This is a genomic window from Bacillus sp. H1a (assembly GCF_000633475.1).
GTDB lineage: Bacteria > Bacillota > Bacilli > Bacillales > Bacillaceae_G > Bacillus_A > Bacillus_A paramycoides.
Genome location: NZ_AYMH01000022.1, coordinates 68,804 through 87,991, shown reverse-complemented (window position 1 = coordinate 87,991; position 19,188 = coordinate 68,804). Strand labels below are relative to the sequence as shown.

Below are 19,188 nucleotides of genomic sequence, written 5' to 3'. Positions count from 1 at the left end.
ATTTATGGTAATAATAGTTTTCCAATTCTTTTCATAATAATAGTAAAAAGACTAAATATACTGCGAAATAAAGAGGATAATATTGTAAAATGGTTGTAAGGAGGGGGAGGAAGGAATGCTAACTTGGATAATGATCGTTATATTACTTGTAGTTATTACTGTCATTGGAACGATATTAATTGGGCGAAATGGTGATGCGAATTATAGTAAAGCGACAAAAGGAAATATTACACGGCTTACGATGATTTATATTATATTAGCTTTTGTTTTAATAGTTGGACTTGGTGTTTATATTTACTTTAAAGGATAAAAAGTACAACAAGATAAAACTGAAAAATAATAAAAATCTAAAAATATAAGTATGCTATAATGTTAATATAGTTATTTGGTAATTAAGGAAAGGATTGGATGTAATGATCGAAATTACGAATGTGTCAAAAAGTTATAATGGATCTTCATATGCAGTAAAAGATTTAAGTTTAACAGTACCTAGCGGAGAAATCTTTGGGTTTTTAGGACCGAATGGTGCCGGAAAATCAACGACAATAAAGATGATTACTGGTATTCATGGGGTGGACAAAGGAACCATTACGATTAACGGTAAAGATATTATGAAAGAGCCGATGGAAGCGAAAAAGACGTTTGGTTATGTCCCAGATAGCCCAGATATGTTTTTACGATTAAAAGGAATTGAATATTTAAACTTTATGGCTGATATGTATGAAGTGCCGAAAGAGGTAAGGCAAGAGCGAATTCAATCGTTAGCAAAGAAATTTGATCTTTATAATGCTTTATCAGATCAAATTCAAAGCTATTCACACGGTATGAGACAAAAGATTGTTATTATCGGTGTGCTTTTACACGAACCGGATGTGTGGATTTTAGATGAGCCATTAACGGGGCTTGATCCAAAATCTGCATACATTTTAAAAGAAATGATGAGAGAACATGCAGATAAAGGGAAGATTGTATTTTTCTCTACACATGTATTAGAAGTAGCGGAAAAAATATGTGACCGCGTTGCTATAATTAATAAGGGGAATTTGCAGTTTAAAGGAAATTTAAATGAAATGAGAGATCATTTTAAATCCAATGAATCACTTGAAAAAATGTTCTTGGAGATGACGGGAAATGAGTAAAATTTGGACGTTAACAAAGGTATTATTGAAATTAAATTATGCAGATTTCATAACAGATAAAAAGAAAAGATGGGCGTATTTATTTTCATTTGCAGCCATTTTATTTGTAGGTTTTTTAATATTCGGTTCGATGACTCATGGAATATATGAAGGAATGATACACATCGGACAGAATCCAGGAATTGTTATTGCGATGGGATTAGCAGTTGCTAGTATATGGGTATTTTTGATGAGTATTATGAACATTTTAACAGTGTTTTACTATAGTAATGATGTTGAAATGTTGCTACCGTTACCGTTAAAACCAGCGCAAATTATTTCTGCAAAGTTCTTTACAGTGTTAATTACACAATACGTAATGAGCTCGTTTATTTTATTGCCTATCTTTATTACTTACGGTTTAAAGAGTGGTGCTTTCATTACATATTACATTTATATGATTGTCATTTACTTATTCTTCCCGATCATTCCGCTAGTTTTAGCTTCGTTAATTATGACAATTATTATGAGGTATACGAATATAGCGAAAAATAAAGATCGAGGAAATATATTCATTGGAATTGTAAGTATACTATTTATCGTAGGAATTAATGTGTTTATGCAATGGAGAAATAAAAGTGCAGTATCTGGAGCCGGAGATTCGGTTGCAAATTATCTTGCAAATAATGAATCCTCACTTTTCATACAAATGACAAATTATTTTCCAACTACATATTTTGGAGCGATGGGATTAGTAGAAAGTGCATCGTGGAAAGGCCTAGTATACGTTCTTATTTACATGCTTATTTCTATCGCGTTTTTCGGGCTGTTTTACTACATTGCAGAGCGTACATATTTGAAAGGGGTTATTGGGCTTTCAACGAGTACAGCAAAGAAAGAGGTAATTTCAGCAGAAGGTTTACAGAAATCAACGGTACAAAGTTCTCATTTAAAAGCATATGTGAAAAAAGAATTTAAAACGTTATTCCGTACACCGCAATTTTTCTTAAATTGCATTGTGCAAACTTTTGTAATGCCGATTATGCTGTTCTTTATTTTATTTGTACAAGATGGAAATTTAAAGTTTATTACGGAATATATAAACAATCCAGAGAAAGCGGGTTTTGCAATTGGTGCTGGCCTTTGTGCATCATTATTTTTAATGGGAAATAACGTAATTGCAACAACGTCATTTTCTCGAGATGGAAGCTCTTGGTTTGTGAATCGCTACTTACCAGTAAAGGCTTCCGATATCTTTTTCGCAAAAACATTAACAGCTTGGCTAATTAATATATCAATTTTAGCAGTATTCGGTATTACGATGGCAGTTGTGGCGGGGGTTTCTCCAGTATTTATGGTACTTTGGTTCTTACTAAGTGCGAACGGATTATTGTTAATTAATTTAATCGGTACGCGCTGGGATGCGCAAACTGCAGATATACATTGGGATACAGAACAGAAGTTATTTAAAAGTAGATATACAACTTTGTGGAATTTTTTAGCTAATATTTTAATAGCTTTAGTTATTGTAGCGGGAGTAAGTGTATTATACTTTGTCCTTCATGTAGGACTTTGGATTATGTTTATCGTTTTATTTGTACTGTTTACGATTGTAAACTATATTTTTATTAAAATTTTAAAATTAGGTGCAGAACGTATATTGTCAAATATTAATTAAAAAGATAGATCCTCTGTATTCGTGCAGAGGATCTACCTATAGATGGAGGAGAAAATGTGAAGAGAATAGCAATTGTGACAGGGGCAACTCGTCTTAATGGAATTGGTGCAGCTGTATGCAAGGTGCTTGCTCAAAAGGGGATAGACGTTTTTTTCACGTACTGGCCTCGGTATGATAAAGCAATGCCGTGGGGAATGAATGATCAAGAACCTTTTGTATTGAAAAAGGAAATTGAAAGTTATGGCGTCCGATGTGAAATGGCAGAAATCAACTTATCGCAGTCTTATTCGCCTAATCGTGTATTGTATATGGTATCAGAACGTTTAGGTGAACCATCTATTCTTATTAATAATGCAGCTTATGCTACTCATACGAAAATTGAAGAGTTAGATGTAGAACAGTTAGATAAACATTATACGGTTAATGTTCGTGCTACTATGTTATTAAGTTCATTATTTATTAAACATTTTTCACTCAAAACGAACGGAAGTATTATTAATCTTACTTCAGGGCAGTCATTGGAGCCGATGCCAGATGAACTTGCATACGCAGCAACGAAAGGAGCAATAGAAGCATTTACAAAGTCAGTAGCACCAGTTGCTATGGAGAAGGGGATTACAGTCAATGCTGTAGATCCAGGACCAACGAATACAGGATGGATTACTGAGGAATTACAGCATCATTTAGTATGGAAATTCCCACAAGGAAGAGTTGGAGAATCAATGGATGCTGCACGTTTAATTGCTTTTTTAGTAAGTGGAGAAGCGAAGTGGGTTACTGGGCAAGTAATTCATTCGAACGGTGGTTATTCATAAAAATATTATGTTAACAAAAGTTGAGAAACAAAAAAAGTTGGCTGATTTTATTTTTTTTGTATAAATAAAATGTCAAAAAAGAGAAAAAGTTGATATGAGAGTATATTGCCACATGTAGATTACAATTCTTTATGTGACAATATACTCTTTTTCTTTTATTACGGAGTAGAAAAATTGGATAGAAGAAACTCGAATGTTAAAATCATTTTATCAGTTTTTGTACGTATTATTATGAAGATTACTGTCGGAAAGATGGTGATTCGTGTGAAAAGGGATTTTTTATTGGAAAATAGAATCGTAAAGAGGAGGATAAAATTGTAAACATAGGGGGATTTTTATGAAAATGAAAAAGGTCGCTATCGCTTCGATTACAATTGGTACAATGCTTACTATGGCAGCTTGTAGTACCTCCACGGATAAAGATGCAGCGAAGAAGGATCAGGCAACTGCACAAAATGAAGAGCAATCAAAAACGACAAGTGCAAATGAAGCGTCAAAAACAACGAAAGATACTGAAAAAGACACAAATACTTCTTCGAATGAAAAAACAGATAAGGATTCAAAAAATACGAAAGAATCATCAAGCACAGAAAGTAATGGCAAAACGTCTACTCAAAATCAAAATGGAAAAACGACAGAAAAAGAAACGACAGGAAAAACGAATGATCAAACTACTAGTGGGAAAGCAACAGATCAAAGTACAAGTACAAACAATAACGGAAATACAACGAAAGATCCGAAGAAAAACGTTGCTGTGAAAACAAATGTAAAAGAAGTAGTTGTATTAATTGAAAGCTTAGACAAGCAATTAGCGGCAAACCCTAAATTTGAAACAGTTAATAAACTTGGAAAGCAAATTAATGAGAAGTGGGATGTAATTGAAAAAGAGTTAGAAGCATCACATCCGACTGATTCTAAAACAATCGGTCAAAGTATGTACCCGTTAATTGTAGGAGCGGAAAAAGAAAAGATAGATGTTAAGAAAATGAAGTCATTAACGACAAAAACGAAACAAGATTTAAATCAATTATTAACGAAGCTTTCATAGTTTCAAAAGCCTACTCGTGTGAGTAGGCCTTTTTAGTTTGTAGAGATAGTATGTGGGGCTCGTTATTTATTGTTCTTTTCAATTATGATACGAAATGAATCGAACGCTTGTTGACTGACATAATTTTCTTTACTCACTTTATAAGGAGATGGAAAAGCGACTAGTTGGAAAGGTGAAAAATCTTATGAATTATCCACTTTAATTCAATATTCATAGTATGAAAGATGAAGACAAAAATATTTACAGAGGTGAGGTGAAGAAAGAATGTTTTGCAATTATTTTTACAATGAAATGCAAATGCGTCCTTTAGGAGGGCCGGGACCTGCACAAAGTACTATTCAAGCTGTTCATCAGGCTATACAAGCACAGCAACAAGCATTACAATCACAACAAATGCAACAAAGTTATTACCCATCACAATCGTATTACCCATCACAATCGTATTATCCATCACAATCGTATTACCCATCACAATCGTATTGCCCATCACAGCCGTATTACCCATCACAATCGTATTACATGATGTAGATTATACAAGGATGGAATTTATTTTTGATCGTTACTGTATGAAACTGTATATGTTTTATAGCGAACAATGACAAACAGAAATAGCTCTTTGATGGGAACAAAAACCTTTTTAGCTTGATGGGGATAGGACATTGCCATCAAGCTAAACTCATATAACGTCAATGATAAGCGAGATTGTTTGATCTTGTAATCTTTTTTTGTTCTTTTGTTAGCTGACGAATAATCACATGGATTGGCACTTTATCAGTCATTCCTACATAAGCATTGGATATTTTACATGTTTGTCCTGGTTGAAGAGAGTTCATTAAGACCGTCATATTTATTTTGTTAGCTTGATAGCTATGGGGGAGGAGCAGCAAAAAAATATTTTCACATAGGTAGTTTATCGAAGGTTTTACTATTCCTAATGTGGAATAGAATCTTATCCAAGCATTACTAATTTTTTTAGGGGGAATTGTAATGAAATTAAGGATCACCACTTTGACATTAGCTACAGCCTTAACATTCGGTACTCTAGCAGGAAACAATGTGTCTGCGGAAACAAAAACAACATCTAGCTCAACTCAAACAGAAAAAAGTTATTTGATTGCCTTTAAGAAAGATTTACCTAGCAATTATCAATCTATTATTTCGAATGCAGGTGGGCAAATTCTCCGCGTCATTCCTGCCATCGGAGCAATGGAAGTAAAGTCAAGTAACCCTTCCTTCTTGGATAACTTGAAAGGGATTTCATCTATCCAAGCTGCAAATCAAGAAGTTTTCCACGCTTTAGATAAAGAAGAAATAAGGCCAACCGCAGCGGACGGAAAGCCAGTAACGGATATCCCACAGCCAGAAAATATAGACAGCTATTGGAATTATCAATGGGACATCAAAAATATAACAAATGATGGTGCGTCTTATAAGCTGAATGGAGGAACAGGGAAAGGAGCAACAGTCGGTGTAATCGACAGCGGTATCGATGCGAATCATCCTGATTTAATAAAAAACTATAGTGGTGGTCAGAATTTCGTACCAGCTGGTGCGGATGAAACTGAGAAAGGTGATCCTGCTGATGTGAAGGATAGGGGAGGACATGGAACCCATGTAGCAGGCTCAATTGCAGCAAATGGCAAAATAAAAGGGGTTGGACCAGATCTTAAAGTTCGTTCATATCGCGTTTTCCCCGAATCTGGTAGTGCACCGACAGCTTGGATTGTAGACGCTATTGTTGCGGCTGCAAATGATAATGTTGACGTTATAAACATGTCTATCGGTGGATTTGATAGCATGAAATACTATGATAACGGAAAAAAATATAGCGATAATGCGGATGTTCTTATTTGGAAGCGTGCAATTCAATATGCCGTACAAAAAAATGTAACAGTCGTAGCGGCAAGTGGAAACGAATCACTCAATATGAATGATAAGAAAATGATAACAGATTATTTAAATAAGGAGTATGGCTCAGACGATCTTATCTTTAAAGGGCCTTATGTAGAAACTCCGGGTCAAATTCCGGGTGTAATTAATGTATCTTCTTCTAATCAATGGTCAACTGATAAAATTGCATTTTACTCAAACTATGGAAACAGTTTTATTGATGTGGCAGCACCAGGCGGTGATAACGGTCCTGTATATGCTGAAACAGGCGATTTAGCACAGCGAGATTTCCATTATCGTACATTAAGTACATGGCCAACTTATTTGGAACCATATTTCACTTCAGATCTGCATAACTATGCTTTAATGCATGGAACATCAATGGCCTCGCCAAAAGTAGCGGGAATTGCGGGGGTTATTAAAGCGGCTCATCCGACATATTCTCCTGCACAAGTAGAGAACTTAATTAAACAAACAGCAAAAGATTTCGGTAAACCAGGACATGATGCATTATTTGGATCTGGAGAAGCAAATATTTATAATGCGTTATTAAAAATAAAAAAATAATAAAAAAGTGGGATAGCACCTATCCCTATTAAGTTCAGATACCTGTTGTTCCAAAAAACGGGCAGAATCTACATTGATAAATATCAAATGATAAAAATCTCGTTTTCGGAGTACTTCAGAATATTAGTTTGATGGATATGTGGAGCTAGACTACAAAAACATACATTTCATACTTAAATAAAATAAAAAAGATTGCCTCATAAGAGGCAATCTTTTTTTAGCGAGAATGTCTTAAAAATAGTTGAATTGCTTGTTCAGGTACATAGAATTTTTCGTTGCTTTCTACAACGATGCTTCCTAGTTCATAATCTTTTCCATGGATACAGATAATGTTTTTATTAACAGACAATTTTGCCTCCGTATTATTGCGTTTTACTACAAGTACAGGGTTTGCTACATCTTTTTTATCAATCGTTACAATCGCACCAATTTTTTTAAAGGATGTTTCGGCATCTAAAAATAATTTCTTCGTTATGTCTCCTAATTGGAAGCCCATTGCTCTGGCCATTGTCTTCGCAATGTCTGTATTTTGAACTAAACCGTATGGCTTTTGAGGACCGTAAGAGTATAAGAATACATCTTCACCCGTATGACCACCAGTTGTAAAACCGATGTTCGCACGGTTAGCCAATAATGTAGTAAGGATTGGACCTACATCAGCTTTCTTTTGAGCAGCTTTTAATTTTTCACTTTCATTATTAGTTAGGTTGTCTAAACCGTAAAGAGCAGCGACCTCTTTTATATTAGATAAATCATCTTTTAGTTTATTTGTAGCACCTTCAAGTGTCATTTTCGCCTTTTTCAGTGGGGTAATGAAGGCTGATACTGGTGTGGTATCATATCCTTTTGTAGTATTGCTGTTACCAATGGAAAGACCGCTATTTCCATGATCGGTTACAGCGATGACCATAGTATTACGATCTTTCTTCGCAAACTTTAACGCTGCCGTAACCGCATCATCAAATGCCAATACATCGCTAATCATCCCGATTGGGTCATTTGCATGTGCTGCCCAATCTGCCTTACTGCCTTCTACGAATAAGAAGAAACCATCTTTATCTTTTGATAAAGTTTGAATTGCTTTTTCCGTCATTTGGGAAAGAGTTGGTTGTTCAGGATTGGTTGCTGCACGATCTATATCGAATGCAAGTGCATTACTGGAGAAAGAGCCCCAGATTTTATTTGATTTGGAATTTAATAATGCATCCTTTGTTTCGACGAAGTCGTATCCTTTATCTTGAATCACTGTTACTAAATTTTCGTTGTCTTTACGAATACCACTGCTTGTCGGAGGCAGAAGTGCTGCCTTTCCACCGCCTAATACAACATCTATATTTTGATAAACTTGCTGTTCACTAATTACTTCAAAATTTTTGCGGTTAGCATGGTGGGCAGAGAAACTAGCCGGAGTAGCATGCTGAATTTCTGATGTAGCAATAATTCCTGTTGCACGGCCTGAACGTTTTGCACCTTCTAAGACGTTGGCAACTGGACGAAACTTGCATTCTTCTTTGACGGGTTCTAAGCCAGGCGAATTCACAACAGAAGGTAATACGCCCACATAGCCTGAATTTGATTTATTGCCTGTCGCTAAAGCTGTGGCTGCTGGTGCAGAATCCGTAATAGCTGATTCTGCCGAATACGTACGAACACCTCCTGATACAATTTGATCGAGTGCAAGAGGTGCCCCTTTATACCACCTGGCCAATGTTGTGACAGAAGAGCTTGTCCCATCCATAACCATGATAATTACGTTTTTTGGTTGTTTCTCTGCTTTTTTCGCCGCAGCTTTTACTTCATTACCACTCATCATGCCTCCTGCAGCTAATGAACCTAGTGTTATAGTACTGGCTAAAGTTAATCCCATTATCTTTTTACGAAGATTAGTCATTGTTGTCCCTCCATAGATTGTTTTCGGCATCCCAATCTAATATTCGTATGTAAACATAGTTTTGATTTTTTACTATTTGTTAGTAGTACCCCATTGCCACGAAACTAACAATAACTATTAAGTCAAAATGTTGAACACAAAAAGGTGAATTTAGGCTACTTCTTCAGAAAAATCTTCTCATCACATAAAACCTTTTTGTATCCTTAAGTAGTACGGTCTTTCCTATAAAAAGAATCTTCTCTTTATTTTATGGGAAACATTAAAAAAAGGATGGTGGGAAGAATGACAATCGATCGCGTTTGTACAATTGGACCAGTAAGCAATAATAAAGAAACATTAGCTCAGTTAATAGACAATGGTATGAAAATTGTTCGGTTAAATTTATCACATGGCACGCATGAAAGTCATAAAGATATCATTCGTTTAGTAAAATCGTTAGACGATTCTATTAAAATTCTAGGGGATGTACAAGGTCCTAAAATAAGATTGGGTGAAATGAAAGAGGAACAAATTACCCTTGAAGCAGGGGAGTTATTTACTTTACATACCAATCCAGTTCAAGGGAATAAAGAAGAAGTAAGTGTTGATTATGTAGGGATCGCGAATGACGTAAAAGTAGGAAGTAGAATTCTTATTAATGATGGAGAAGTTGAATTAATTGTTGAAAAGGTAAGTACGGAAAAAATAGAAACAAGGGTAAAAACAGGTGGCAATATTTCCTCTCATAAAGGGGTGAACTTACCAGGTACAATCGTAAGTTTACCAGCTATTACAGAGAAGGATAAAAAAGACATTCAGTTTCTGCTAGAAGAGGGTGTTGATTTTATTGCGTGTTCTTTCGTTCGAAAACCTAGTCATATAAAGGAAATACGAAATTTTATACAAGGGTACACAGAAACTGCACCTAATTTAATTGCAAAAATTGAAACGATGGAAGCGATCGAGAATTTTCAAGATATATGTAAAGAAGCGGATGGAATCATGATTGCAAGGGGAGATCTAGGAGTGGAATTGCTCTATCAATTTATTCCGCTTTTACAAAAAATGCTGATTCGTGAGTGCAATCGAACGAATACGTATGTCATTACAGCGACACAAATGCTTCAATCTATGGTAGATCATTCTATTCCTACAAGAGCTGAGGTGACGGATGTATTTCAAGCTGTACTGGATGGAACGAATGCAGTTATGCTTTCTGCTGAAAGTGCGTCAGGAGATCATCCAATCGAAAGTGTGAAAACATTGCGTCTCGTTTCTGAATTCGCTGAGCACGTAAAAAAAGATGGTCCTTATGCGATGAAAGATGTACTGGAATTGTTGCATAAGTCACTTTAGTATAAAAATTTACATTTATCGCGTATAGTATTATTTGCATACTTATGCTGAATCAACAAGAATTTGTTGTTCTTTCTGTATGAATTCAACTTTTTTATGGAAAGATATGTTAGTGAGTATACGATTTGAGCGTTCTATTTTTTAGAGTGTGATAGGAGGAGAATGAATATGTCAGATATTGAAGTAGGCGAAGTGTTTAGCCTTAGCGACGAGAATAATGAAGAGCAGGAAGTTGAAGTGCTTGGAGCGATGGATGTCGAAGGAGCAGAATACATTGCAGTTGCCTTTGTAGAAGACATCCAAGCGGAAACAGAGGAAGACGTTGATATTTTCTTTTTAAAAGTAGAAGAAGATGACGAATTCTCATACATTGAAAGTGATGAGGAATTTGAAAAAGTATCTGCGGCGTTTGAGAAGATTATGGACGAGCAAGAACAAAAATAATAAAAATAGTTAGACAAAAGAGGGAGATGCATATCTGCCCTCTTTTTTGTATAGGGTTGAAAAATCTTTCGCTAACTTCTATTTTTCAATCCGCTATAAATCATACACTTCTTTTGTGTTCGTGGAAGCCGCATCTAATAGAAGGAAAATCGACGCTATAATATGTATAGCGATTCGTATATAGGGAAAGAAAGCAACTAGAATAGTGAGGATTCCTATATAATTAGCATAGGTTTTCATGCCTTCTTTTTTAGCTAATAAAATAGTAATGATATGTAGAGTAATTACTATAAGTAATGGTATCTCGGATAAGTCAACTATTCCTTGAAGTAAATAACAAAGAATTAATAACAGATGGGAAATACCTGTAGTCCACTTTAATGTTTTTACGACTTCCTTCAAAGTAAATTCCTCCTAAATATGCTCGTATGAATATATTACCAAATATAGTGGATGAATAGATATGTTTTTGTGATTTACGTTAAAATGTAACGATAATTATATTATGTAAACTAGTTCAATTTTTATTTATTCATTAGAAAAACCACCCAAAGGAGGGTGGCTCTTATTATATATAGTTTTTAAATGTGTTATTTTCTAAAGAAGAAAGGGGAATCTTTACTTCAGTGCCTTCCTTCATATTTCGCAGCACAACGGTTTCTGCAGTAATTTCTTCTTCACCAATTATAAGTACATACGGGATATTTTCTTTATTGGCGTAATTAAGGGCACGCTTTAATTTACGACCAGCTAGTTCAAGTTCAACTTTTAAGGAAGTTGTAGCACGTAATTTTTGGGCGATTTGTAAACATTGTAATTCTGTCCCGAGTGGAATGATAAAAATATCTGCCGTAGATGCCATCGTTTCTTGTTTTTGCAGCGCTGTATAAATAACATCTAAACCGAATGAAATCCCTACAGTTGGATAGCTCATATTATCACCACGGAAGGCTCCGATTATATTGTCATAGCGACCACCACTACCAATACTCGATGTGATACTTCCATCTTTTAAAAAGATTTCATATATAGTTCCTGTATACATTGTGAGTCCTCTTGCTAAAAACGGGTTGAATATAGTACTTTCTTTAATTCCGAGAGCGAGTAAATATTGCTGTAATTGCTGTAGTTCATTTACTCCACTTGTAACGAGTGTATTATTGAACGCTTTTTCAAAGTCAGCAATATCAAACTCCATGCAAGATTGCACTGTATCACATATTATTTCTACTGTTTCTTCTATAATTCCGCGGTTTTGCAAATCTTTTCGAATACCATCAATGCCGATCTTTTCAATTTTGTCTAATGACAAGATAACATCATTCGTTAATTCAGTAGGAATGTTAATCGATTCGAGAATACCAGTTAATAATTTTCGATTGTTATATTGAATTTGTACATCTAAGTTTAATGTACGAAAAAGTTCAAATGCCATGCCCATTAATTCAGCTTCTGCAATTACAGACTCTACACCAACTATATCAACATCACATTGTATGAACTCACGAAATCTCCCTTGTTTAATTGGACCATCTCGAAATACTTTTCCAATTTCATATCGTTTAAAAGGAAGGCGGATATTTGGGTTCATCGCAACAACTTTAGCGAATGGAATTGTTAAATCGTAGCGTAAGGCAAGCTCACGTTTTCCTTGATCTTGAAGCGTGTATATTTCTTTTAAAATCTCATCGCCACCACCATATTTATATGCCATAAGTTCGTACATATTTAATGTTGGAGTTTCTAAAGGTTTACATCCATATCGTTCAAATGTATCTTCACAAGCTCTTTTAATTTTATTTCGTAATACTTGTTCCTCTGGTAAATAGTCTTTTGTTCCTTTTACATTTTTCATTTCCATTCTAATCACTCCTCTTTTAAATTAAAAAAAGCCATGCAGGTATAAAAATACCCACATAGCTTTATGAACGCTTCGTGGGTCAACAGGAAAAGCCCTGTACCCACGAAGAAAAATTTTTCTTCGGATACACGGCGTTACGTATGATGATGAAGTTGGAAAGAAGTATTAAAAGTTCGCATTACAAATCTCTCCTTAATAAGTTTTTTCAAAAGTATAACAGAAGATTTTTGAAATATCAATATTTTCAGTTTTGAAAAATGAGTGAAGTTATGCAGGGTAATTTAAAAAAGGTGTATAATAAAAGAAATCTTAATAATATGAAATAATTTTTTAAGGAGAAACTCATGAAAAAAGATAAAACAAATGCGATGCGAATATTAGATAAAGAAAAAATTGAATATTCGATGATGTCATATGATCCGGACGATGGGAAAATTGATGGTGTTTCAGTTGCGGGGAAAATTGGTAGGGACGTGAGAGAAGTATATAAAACACTTGTCGCTCAAGGGAATAGTAAAGAATATCATGTTTTTATAATCCCGGTAGATGAGGAACTGAATTTAAAAGCAGCCGCAAAAGCAGTCGGTGAAAAAAAGATAGAAATGATTCCTGTAAAAGATATTACGAAAGTTTCAGGATATATTCGCGGTGGTTGTTCACCAGTAGGAATGAAGAAGTTATTTGCTACATGCATTGATGAGAGCGCCCAATCACTTGAAACGATGATCGTTAGTGGCGGGAAAATTGGTGTGCAAATTGAGCTCAAAGTTGAAGATTTGGCGAAAGTGACGAAAGCGAAATTTGGTGAAGTAACGAAATAATTATACATAGAAAAAGAAGTTCTAGTTTACTGGAGCTTCTTTTTATTTTATGAGGATGTTTCCTAATAGTTGATTTTGTTAAGTGAACTACTCACCACTTAGCAAAGCTTGAAGTGGGAGCTTCTCAGTTCCACGACGAAAGTAACCTTTCGTCTCCCTGAGCGTTACTTCGGGGCGTTCCACCCCTAGATGTCCAACGCTTGGATGCTCTCTTTATACGGTTGATATTTTACGCAGGAACCGAATGGCTTGGTTTTCGCATTCTATTTTCTTCCTGCAACCTTATATATCAAGTTATCAAAGAACTTCATATAGCTAGTTTATCAAAAGTTTTTGGCTATGCCAAACCGAAATTCATCTCCCACTTATCGCTCTTCACACGCTTGAGGAAGGAGAATTCTTTCGGTAAATTCGTTAAAAAGATTTATGCGGAAGGAGCAGCTAAGCCACTTCATCCGAACCTGGAAGAAATAATTGTGAATTGGATGGATACGCATTTTATCTCGCTATATGCGGGCAGTAAGGTTCCTACATCAAAATCCAGCGAATGTGAGGAAGCTGGAAGGGAGAGTAACTGCCTGTAAATAACCAATTGATGTGGCCTAATAATCAGTGGGGATGGGCATCCCCACTGATTAAGTTTCGCCTTATTCGTAAATCATAATAATCTGTACACTGTGTAAAGGACATTTTAAAATGTTTATTACCATTTATTTGAGTTCTTGAATTAGTGCATTAGGACATCGTTTTCTTAATTCGGTGATGAACTTTATTTTATCCTTTGGTAAAACCTTTACATTTCCAAGGGGGGCTGATGTGAGTAATATTTCAAATCCTTTATCAGAAGATGAAATTCGATAACCAGTGAATCTCTCATTCGTTGGAGACACCTCTATTATGTTTTGATACGGAATTTTACTTTTGAATGGTCCACCTTTAATTAATAAATAATCTTCATAGAAAACATATTTAATAGAAGTTGCGTACCAGAATATTAGACCTACTGAAATAACAAGGATAGCAGTTAAAATAATTATAATAGATAGTGACGTTCCTCCATAAATGAATAGGGGAAGCAGTGGTAGTGAACTCATTAGAAAAACGGTTAAAAATATAAAAGTTATAAAAAAGATGTCCACTTTTGAGCTGAAAGTCATTAGTTAATCACATCCTTTCTTATAATATGTATACAATTAATTATTATTAAGAATGTATTCTTAAATCAATTATTCTACTTAAATTGTAATTTACCTTACATAAAATTACAATTTATCGAATTGATCTTTTCTAAAAAGGTAAGAAAATTTACAATAACAGCCTATAAATAATGGTGTAATGTTTTAAAGCCGAGCAGTTATAGAAACAAATGAAGCTATCACTTTTGAATCGTGATAGCTTTATTTGTTTTATTATTTAATAAGGTCCCCACTCTATATTCACTCCAACAATAAGAAAAATAAGTCCAATTATAAACCAAATGAGTGCAAGGGGGGCCATAAAACGAATCCATTTCCCGTAAGAAATACCACTTGCTGCGAGTACGCCCATTAACACGCCAGATGTTGGATTTAGGCAGTTTACTACGCCTTCTCCAAGCATAACCGCTTCTACAGTTACTTGGCGTGTAATATGCATTAAGTCTGCTAGAGGCGCTAAAATAGGAATGAAAATAACAGATTCTCCTGTTCCTGATGAAATAAGGAAGTGTAGTGCGGCGCTTCCGATATACATTCCCATAACGCCGAATATAGGACTTTGTCCTTCAAGAAAATGTGCGAGTTGGTTAACGATTGTATCAAGTAGTTTTCCTTGTTCTAAAATGACTGAAATACAACGAGCCATTCCGACGATCAAAGCACCATATATGAGTTTTTGACATCCTGCTAGAAACGTAGAGGCGATATCATTTGCTTTCATACCACCAATGAGCCCAGCTGCAATTGCTATAAAAATAAATGTGGCAGTCATTTGTGAATCCGACCAATGTAGACGAAAAGCCCCTATTAAAAATGCAATTAAAGATAATGACGTAACTAGTAATATTAATTTATGGCGAATTGTCCAAGAGACATCTGTTTTATTTGTTTCTTCATTATTATTTGAAAGTGCGTTGCTTGGAAACCAGTCGTTTCCGAGGATACTGCCTTTATTCGGTTTCTTCAAACGTTTGACATAAAAATGTATATACAAAATCGTAGCAATTAAAAAAGATATATAGATTGCGACACGCAAACCAATTCCAGAAAACATCGGAAGTTCTGCGATTTTTTGTGAAATGCCTAAAGGTGAGGGAGATAATAAAGTAGCATTAAAACCAGCATAAGTGCCTAAATAGATGATTGCTACACCGACGATAGCGTCCCATTTTAACGTGCGTGCAACGATGATCCCGATGGGGATGAAACCGATAACTGAGTTAACGATAATGCCAGTTGTGCCAAGAATGGAAAAGAGTGCTGCGACAATACAAATGAAAAGTAGTTGCTGATTACGAAATTTGTTAATAACATGATAGATTAAGCCATCAAGAGCACCTGTTTTTTCGAGAATAGCAATTGCGCCACCGGTGAATAAAATTAAAAAGATAATTGGGGCAGCAAGTGTCATTCCTTTTTCAATGGCAGTAAAAAAGGAAACAAACCCTACAGGAGATTGCGGAACAGAATGATAGCTTCCTGGTATCGTTGTGGTAATGGCGCCTTTTGTAACTCTTTTGAATTCTCCAGCAGGAACAAAATAAGTTGCAATTGCACAAAGTAAAGCGATAAAAAATAATAGAACATATGCATCAGGCATTTTAAATTTTGATTGACTAGGCTGTTTTTTTGTCTCAGTCTGTAGTTGCATGAAATCCCTCCTTCTTTCACATGGTTAAGTTTTAATATTCTGAATTTACTTACGTGTGATAGATTATAATAAAGCTTTCTCCTTAAAGCAATAGTTTTTAAAACTACTTTTTTCTTATTTGGCTTTTACTTCATATGCAAATTATTACAACATTAGACAGGGAAACGAAAAAAATCCAAGAATATGTAATATAAAAAGAAATAGGAAAAGAGGGAAAGAGATGTGGAAAACTACTGATCTATGTGATGAATTTGAAAATGAATTACAAATATGTCGCCAGTCTTTTCAGTCTTATGGGAAGAAAGAGCAATTCTATGGAAAAATCGCAACAGTAAAAGTGAAGGATGATAATGTACTAGTAAAAGAAGGATTACAAACACTACCAGAAGGAACAGTATTAGTTGTTGATGGTGAGGGCTCTACAAATTGCGCGCTACTCGGTGATAATTTAGCGGCTATTGCGGAAGAAAGAAATTTAGCAGGAATTATTGTGAATGGTTATGTTCGTGATTCTAGAGAGCTGAAAAATATTAATATCGGTATTTTAGCATTAGGGACGATGCCAAATAGAAGTATAAAAGAAGGAAAAGGAGAAAAAAATATTCCATTGCAATTTGGAAAAGTTGAATGGAAACCGAATGAATATGTTTATGTGGATGAAGATGGAATTATTGTTAGTGAAAAGAGCTTACATAGTAAGTAGTGAGTTCTATTAATTAAAGCCTAATAAGATAGTTTTATAGGGAAATAAATCTAATAAAACATGGACAAAATCCTTTGTCAATAGTAAAATAATACAGAAATTTATAATTTACAGAATGTATAGGTTTATCGTTTTACGATAACTTGAAATGGAAGTAAATTTTGCCTAGAAAAGTGAATGTTATCACAATGGTGCGTTCATAAACGAAATTATTTTTCCTATACAAATATAGCCGCGAATCATGCGGATAGGAGGTGTTGTGCGCTTTTTGTTCGACACTTACAAAAAAAGAGTGTCAATCGCACGCCCTTGAAGGGCCTTTTTTTGTGTGAATGTTAGTAAAGGGAGGAATAATTGAGGATGGCAATGTTAAAGAAATGGCTGCTTACATCATTAATGGCAGTCGCACTTGTATTTGTTTCTTTTACGAATTCCGTACATATTGCGTTTGCTGAAGGAAAAACAGCGAAACTTGTAATTGTTGGTGAATCACAAAAAGGAATTATGTTATGTCCGAAAGAAGTTTCCATTGAAGATGGAGAAACAGCTCTTAGTTTGCTCCAAAAAGTAATGGGGGACAAAGTTACATCTGAAAGTATGTCATTTGGAACGTATGTAAAGGGCATTGATGGATTAATGGCTGGAGCAACGAGCGGCTGGATGTATGATGTAAATGATAAATCCGCAGAAGTTGGTGCGGATAGTTATAAATTAGAATCTGGGGATGTTGTTGCATTTCGTTACGTTTCAGACTGGAGCAATATGAGTCAAGAAACATTGAAAGAAACGTTAGATAAGTTCGGAACTTGTAAAACGGAAGAACCTAATGGCGAAACAAAACCAGAAGGCGAAAATGGTAAACTGACAGGCGAAACAAAACCAGAAGGTGAAAATGGTAAACCGACAGGCGAAACAAAGCCAGAAGGCGAAAATGGTAAACCAACAGGCGAAACAAAACCAGAAGGCGAAAATGGTAAACCGACAGATGGAACGCAAACAAATGATAAACCAACAGAACAACCAAAGCAAGAGAATATTCAAATTCCAGCGGCACAATTAAACGAAGCAATTTCTAAAACGTCAGAAAAGATGTTACAAGATGGAATTGGTAGTGATTGGGTAGCGATTGGGCTTGCTCGTTCAGGTGTAAACATTCCGGTTGAAACGAAAGTAAACTATGTTAAGCCAGTAGCCGAAAAGGTTAAGAAGCGTTTAAATCGTTTTTCAGCAACAGATTTAGCTAGAACGATTATCATGATGAATGCAATGAATGTAGATCCTACAAAGATAGAGGGACAAAACTTAGTACAAAATTTGTTTGAATCAGATAAAGTGGATTCTGTAACAGGATACGCATTTGCTTTACTTGCATTTGATACAAAGAAATATGAGGTTCCAGTTGAAGCGAAATGGAATCGAGTTGCATTAGTACAAGCACTTTTACAGGCGCAACATACAGATGGCGGCTGGACGTATGATAGTTCAAGTAAAAAAGAAAGTGCTAGTAACATTGATGTAACAGGTATGGTTTTATCAGCATTAGCTCCTTACCAAGAACAACAAGATGTTAAGCCAGTTATTCAAAAAGCTGTTGATTACTTATACAAGCAGCAGTTAGACAATGGTGGCTTTGCTGCTGATGGACAAGAGAATTCTAATAGTACTGCACAAGCAATTATTGGACTATCGCTAGTTAAAGATGTAGATCACACTCGTCTTAATAAAGCAGTACAAAATTTAATGTCATACCAGCTTCCAAATGGTGAGTTCAAATGGTTACCAAAAGATCAAAAAGGTAGCGGAATGGCTACAGAGCAAGCATTTTTAGCTTTACTTCAGTTTAAAGATCTTGGGAAATCGATTTATGATTTGTCAAATGTATCAGGTAATGAAATCGATACGAAACCAATTGTAGAACCAGAAACAACTGTAGAAGAAAAAGAAGTTGTAGAACAGCCGAAACAACAAGAAGAGTTACAAAAACAACCAAAAGATGAAAATTTGAAAGTTGTTGTAGATAACGAACGAGTTAATAAAGAACCAAACAACAATAAGAATCAATTACCAAAAACAGGAGCATCTTCTCATAGTGCAGCTACAGAAGTAGGTATGGGTGTATTATGTATTGCTTCTGCATATGTATTATGGAGACGTAAAGCAGCTTAACAAA

General features: G+C 35.1%; 17 protein-coding genes and 2 pseudogenes. 13 read left to right on the top strand and 6 right to left on the bottom strand.

From position 1 onward, the window contains the following. Nucleotides 1–115: 115 nt before the first annotated feature. The 6 genes from U860_RS0111615 (at nt 116) to U860_RS33145 (ending at nt 5,187) form a co-directional block, all read left to right on the top strand. On the top strand, nt 116–310 hold the full coding sequence (locus U860_RS0111615; protein WP_025148669.1) for a hypothetical protein: 195 nt from the start codon (nt 116–118) through the stop codon (nt 308–310). 103 nt (nt 311–413) lie between these two features. Next, on the top strand, nt 414–1,139 hold the full coding sequence (locus U860_RS0111610; protein ID WP_025148668.1) for an ABC transporter ATP-binding protein: 726 nt from the start codon (nt 414–416) through the stop codon (nt 1,137–1,139). Beyond that, a complete protein-coding gene (locus U860_RS0111605; RefSeq protein ID WP_025148667.1) occupies nt 1,132–2,796 on the top strand; it encodes an ABC transporter permease in 1,665 nt (554 codons plus the stop codon). The genes U860_RS0111610 and U860_RS0111605 overlap by 8 nt, the downstream gene beginning before the upstream one ends. Before the next feature lie 56 nt (nt 2,797–2,852). Continuing rightward, complete coding sequence (locus U860_RS0111600; RefSeq protein WP_025148666.1) at nt 2,853–3,611, top strand: SDR family oxidoreductase; 759 nt, start codon at nt 2,853–2,855, stop codon at nt 3,609–3,611. Between the two features lie 337 nt (nt 3,612–3,948). Next, nucleotides 3,949–4,659 carry a hypothetical protein gene (locus tag U860_RS0111595; RefSeq protein ID WP_025148665.1) on the top strand — a complete coding sequence of 237 codons (711 nt, stop codon included), beginning with the start codon at nt 3,949–3,951 and terminating at the stop codon, nt 4,657–4,659. 264 nt (nt 4,660–4,923) lie between these two features. Continuing rightward, complete coding sequence (locus U860_RS33145) at nt 4,924–5,187, top strand: DUF3947 family protein (RefSeq protein ID WP_081806691.1); 264 nt, start codon at nt 4,924–4,926, stop codon at nt 5,185–5,187. 172 nt (nt 5,188–5,359) lie between these two features. On the opposite strand, the pseudogene U860_RS36355 reads toward U860_RS33145, so the two are convergent. Then, nucleotides 5,360–5,513, bottom strand: a pseudogene (locus U860_RS36355) (IS4 family transposase); the annotation flags it as partial. Between the two features lie 133 nt (nt 5,514–5,646). On the opposite strand from U860_RS36355, the gene U860_RS0111585 reads away from it, so the two are divergent. After that, nucleotides 5,647–7,116: a S8 family serine peptidase gene (locus U860_RS0111585; protein WP_025148664.1), complete on the top strand. Its 1,470-nt coding sequence runs from the start codon at nt 5,647–5,649 to the stop codon at nt 7,114–7,116. A gap of 217 nt (nt 7,117–7,333) precedes the next feature. Here the strand turns inward: U860_RS0111585 and U860_RS0111580 are convergent, their stop codons facing one another. Next, nucleotides 7,334–9,007 (bottom strand): alkaline phosphatase, encoded by a 1,674-nt coding sequence (locus tag U860_RS0111580; protein ID WP_025148663.1) that lies wholly within the window; start codon nt 9,005–9,007, stop codon nt 7,334–7,336. 282 nt (nt 9,008–9,289) lie between these two features. Here U860_RS0111580 and U860_RS0111575 point away from each other — a divergent pair, with 282 nt between their 5' ends. Then, a complete protein-coding gene (locus tag U860_RS0111575) occupies nt 9,290–10,342 on the top strand; it encodes a pyruvate kinase (RefSeq protein ID WP_025148662.1) in 1,053 nt (350 codons plus the stop codon). Between the two features lie 168 nt (nt 10,343–10,510). Continuing rightward, nucleotides 10,511–10,786 (top strand): DUF1292 domain-containing protein, encoded by a 276-nt coding sequence (locus U860_RS0111570; protein WP_025148661.1) that lies wholly within the window; start codon nt 10,511–10,513, stop codon nt 10,784–10,786. A 93-nt stretch (nt 10,787–10,879) separates the two neighbouring features. Here the strand turns inward: U860_RS0111570 and U860_RS0111565 are convergent, their stop codons facing one another. After that, nucleotides 10,880–11,188, bottom strand: coding sequence for a hypothetical protein (locus U860_RS0111565; protein WP_025148660.1), 309 nt, complete (start codon nt 11,186–11,188; stop codon nt 10,880–10,882). A gap of 166 nt (nt 11,189–11,354) precedes the next feature. Continuing rightward, the gene (locus tag U860_RS0111560; RefSeq protein ID WP_025148659.1) at nt 11,355–12,647 is read right to left on the bottom strand and encodes a histidine--tRNA ligase; all 1,293 of its coding nucleotides are present in this window, start codon (nt 12,645–12,647) and stop codon (nt 11,355–11,357) included. Nucleotides 12,648–12,991: 344 nt separating this feature from the next. Here U860_RS0111560 and ybaK point away from each other — a divergent pair, with 344 nt between their 5' ends. Together ybaK and U860_RS33140 are read left to right on the top strand one after the other, a co-directional pair. Further along, nucleotides 12,992–13,468: a Cys-tRNA(Pro) deacylase gene (gene ybaK / locus U860_RS0111555; protein WP_025148658.1), complete on the top strand. Its 477-nt coding sequence runs from the start codon at nt 12,992–12,994 to the stop codon at nt 13,466–13,468. Between the two features lie 416 nt (nt 13,469–13,884). Beyond that, nucleotides 13,885–14,052, top strand: a pseudogene (locus tag U860_RS33140) (alpha/beta hydrolase); the annotation flags it as partial. Between the two features lie 126 nt (nt 14,053–14,178). On the opposite strand, the gene U860_RS0111545 reads toward U860_RS33140, so the two are convergent. Then, nucleotides 14,179–14,625 (bottom strand): PH domain-containing protein, encoded by a 447-nt coding sequence (locus tag U860_RS0111545; protein WP_025148657.1) that lies wholly within the window; start codon nt 14,623–14,625, stop codon nt 14,179–14,181. A 256-nt stretch (nt 14,626–14,881) separates the two neighbouring features. Further along, nucleotides 14,882–16,315 (bottom strand): SLC13 family permease, encoded by a 1,434-nt coding sequence (locus U860_RS0111540; RefSeq protein ID WP_025148656.1) that lies wholly within the window; start codon nt 16,313–16,315, stop codon nt 14,882–14,884. Between the two features lie 220 nt (nt 16,316–16,535). On the opposite strand from U860_RS0111540, the gene rraA reads away from it, so the two are divergent. Both rraA and U860_RS0111530 read left to right on the top strand, forming a co-directional pair. Further along, nucleotides 16,536–17,018 carry a ribonuclease E activity regulator RraA gene (gene rraA, locus U860_RS0111535; RefSeq protein ID WP_025148655.1) on the top strand — a complete coding sequence of 161 codons (483 nt, stop codon included), beginning with the start codon at nt 16,536–16,538 and terminating at the stop codon, nt 17,016–17,018. A 360-nt stretch (nt 17,019–17,378) separates the two neighbouring features. Beyond that, nucleotides 17,379–19,184 (top strand): DUF4430 domain-containing protein, encoded by a 1,806-nt coding sequence (locus U860_RS0111530; protein WP_025148654.1) that lies wholly within the window; start codon nt 17,379–17,381, stop codon nt 19,182–19,184. Nucleotides 19,185–19,188: the final 4 nt, after the last annotated feature.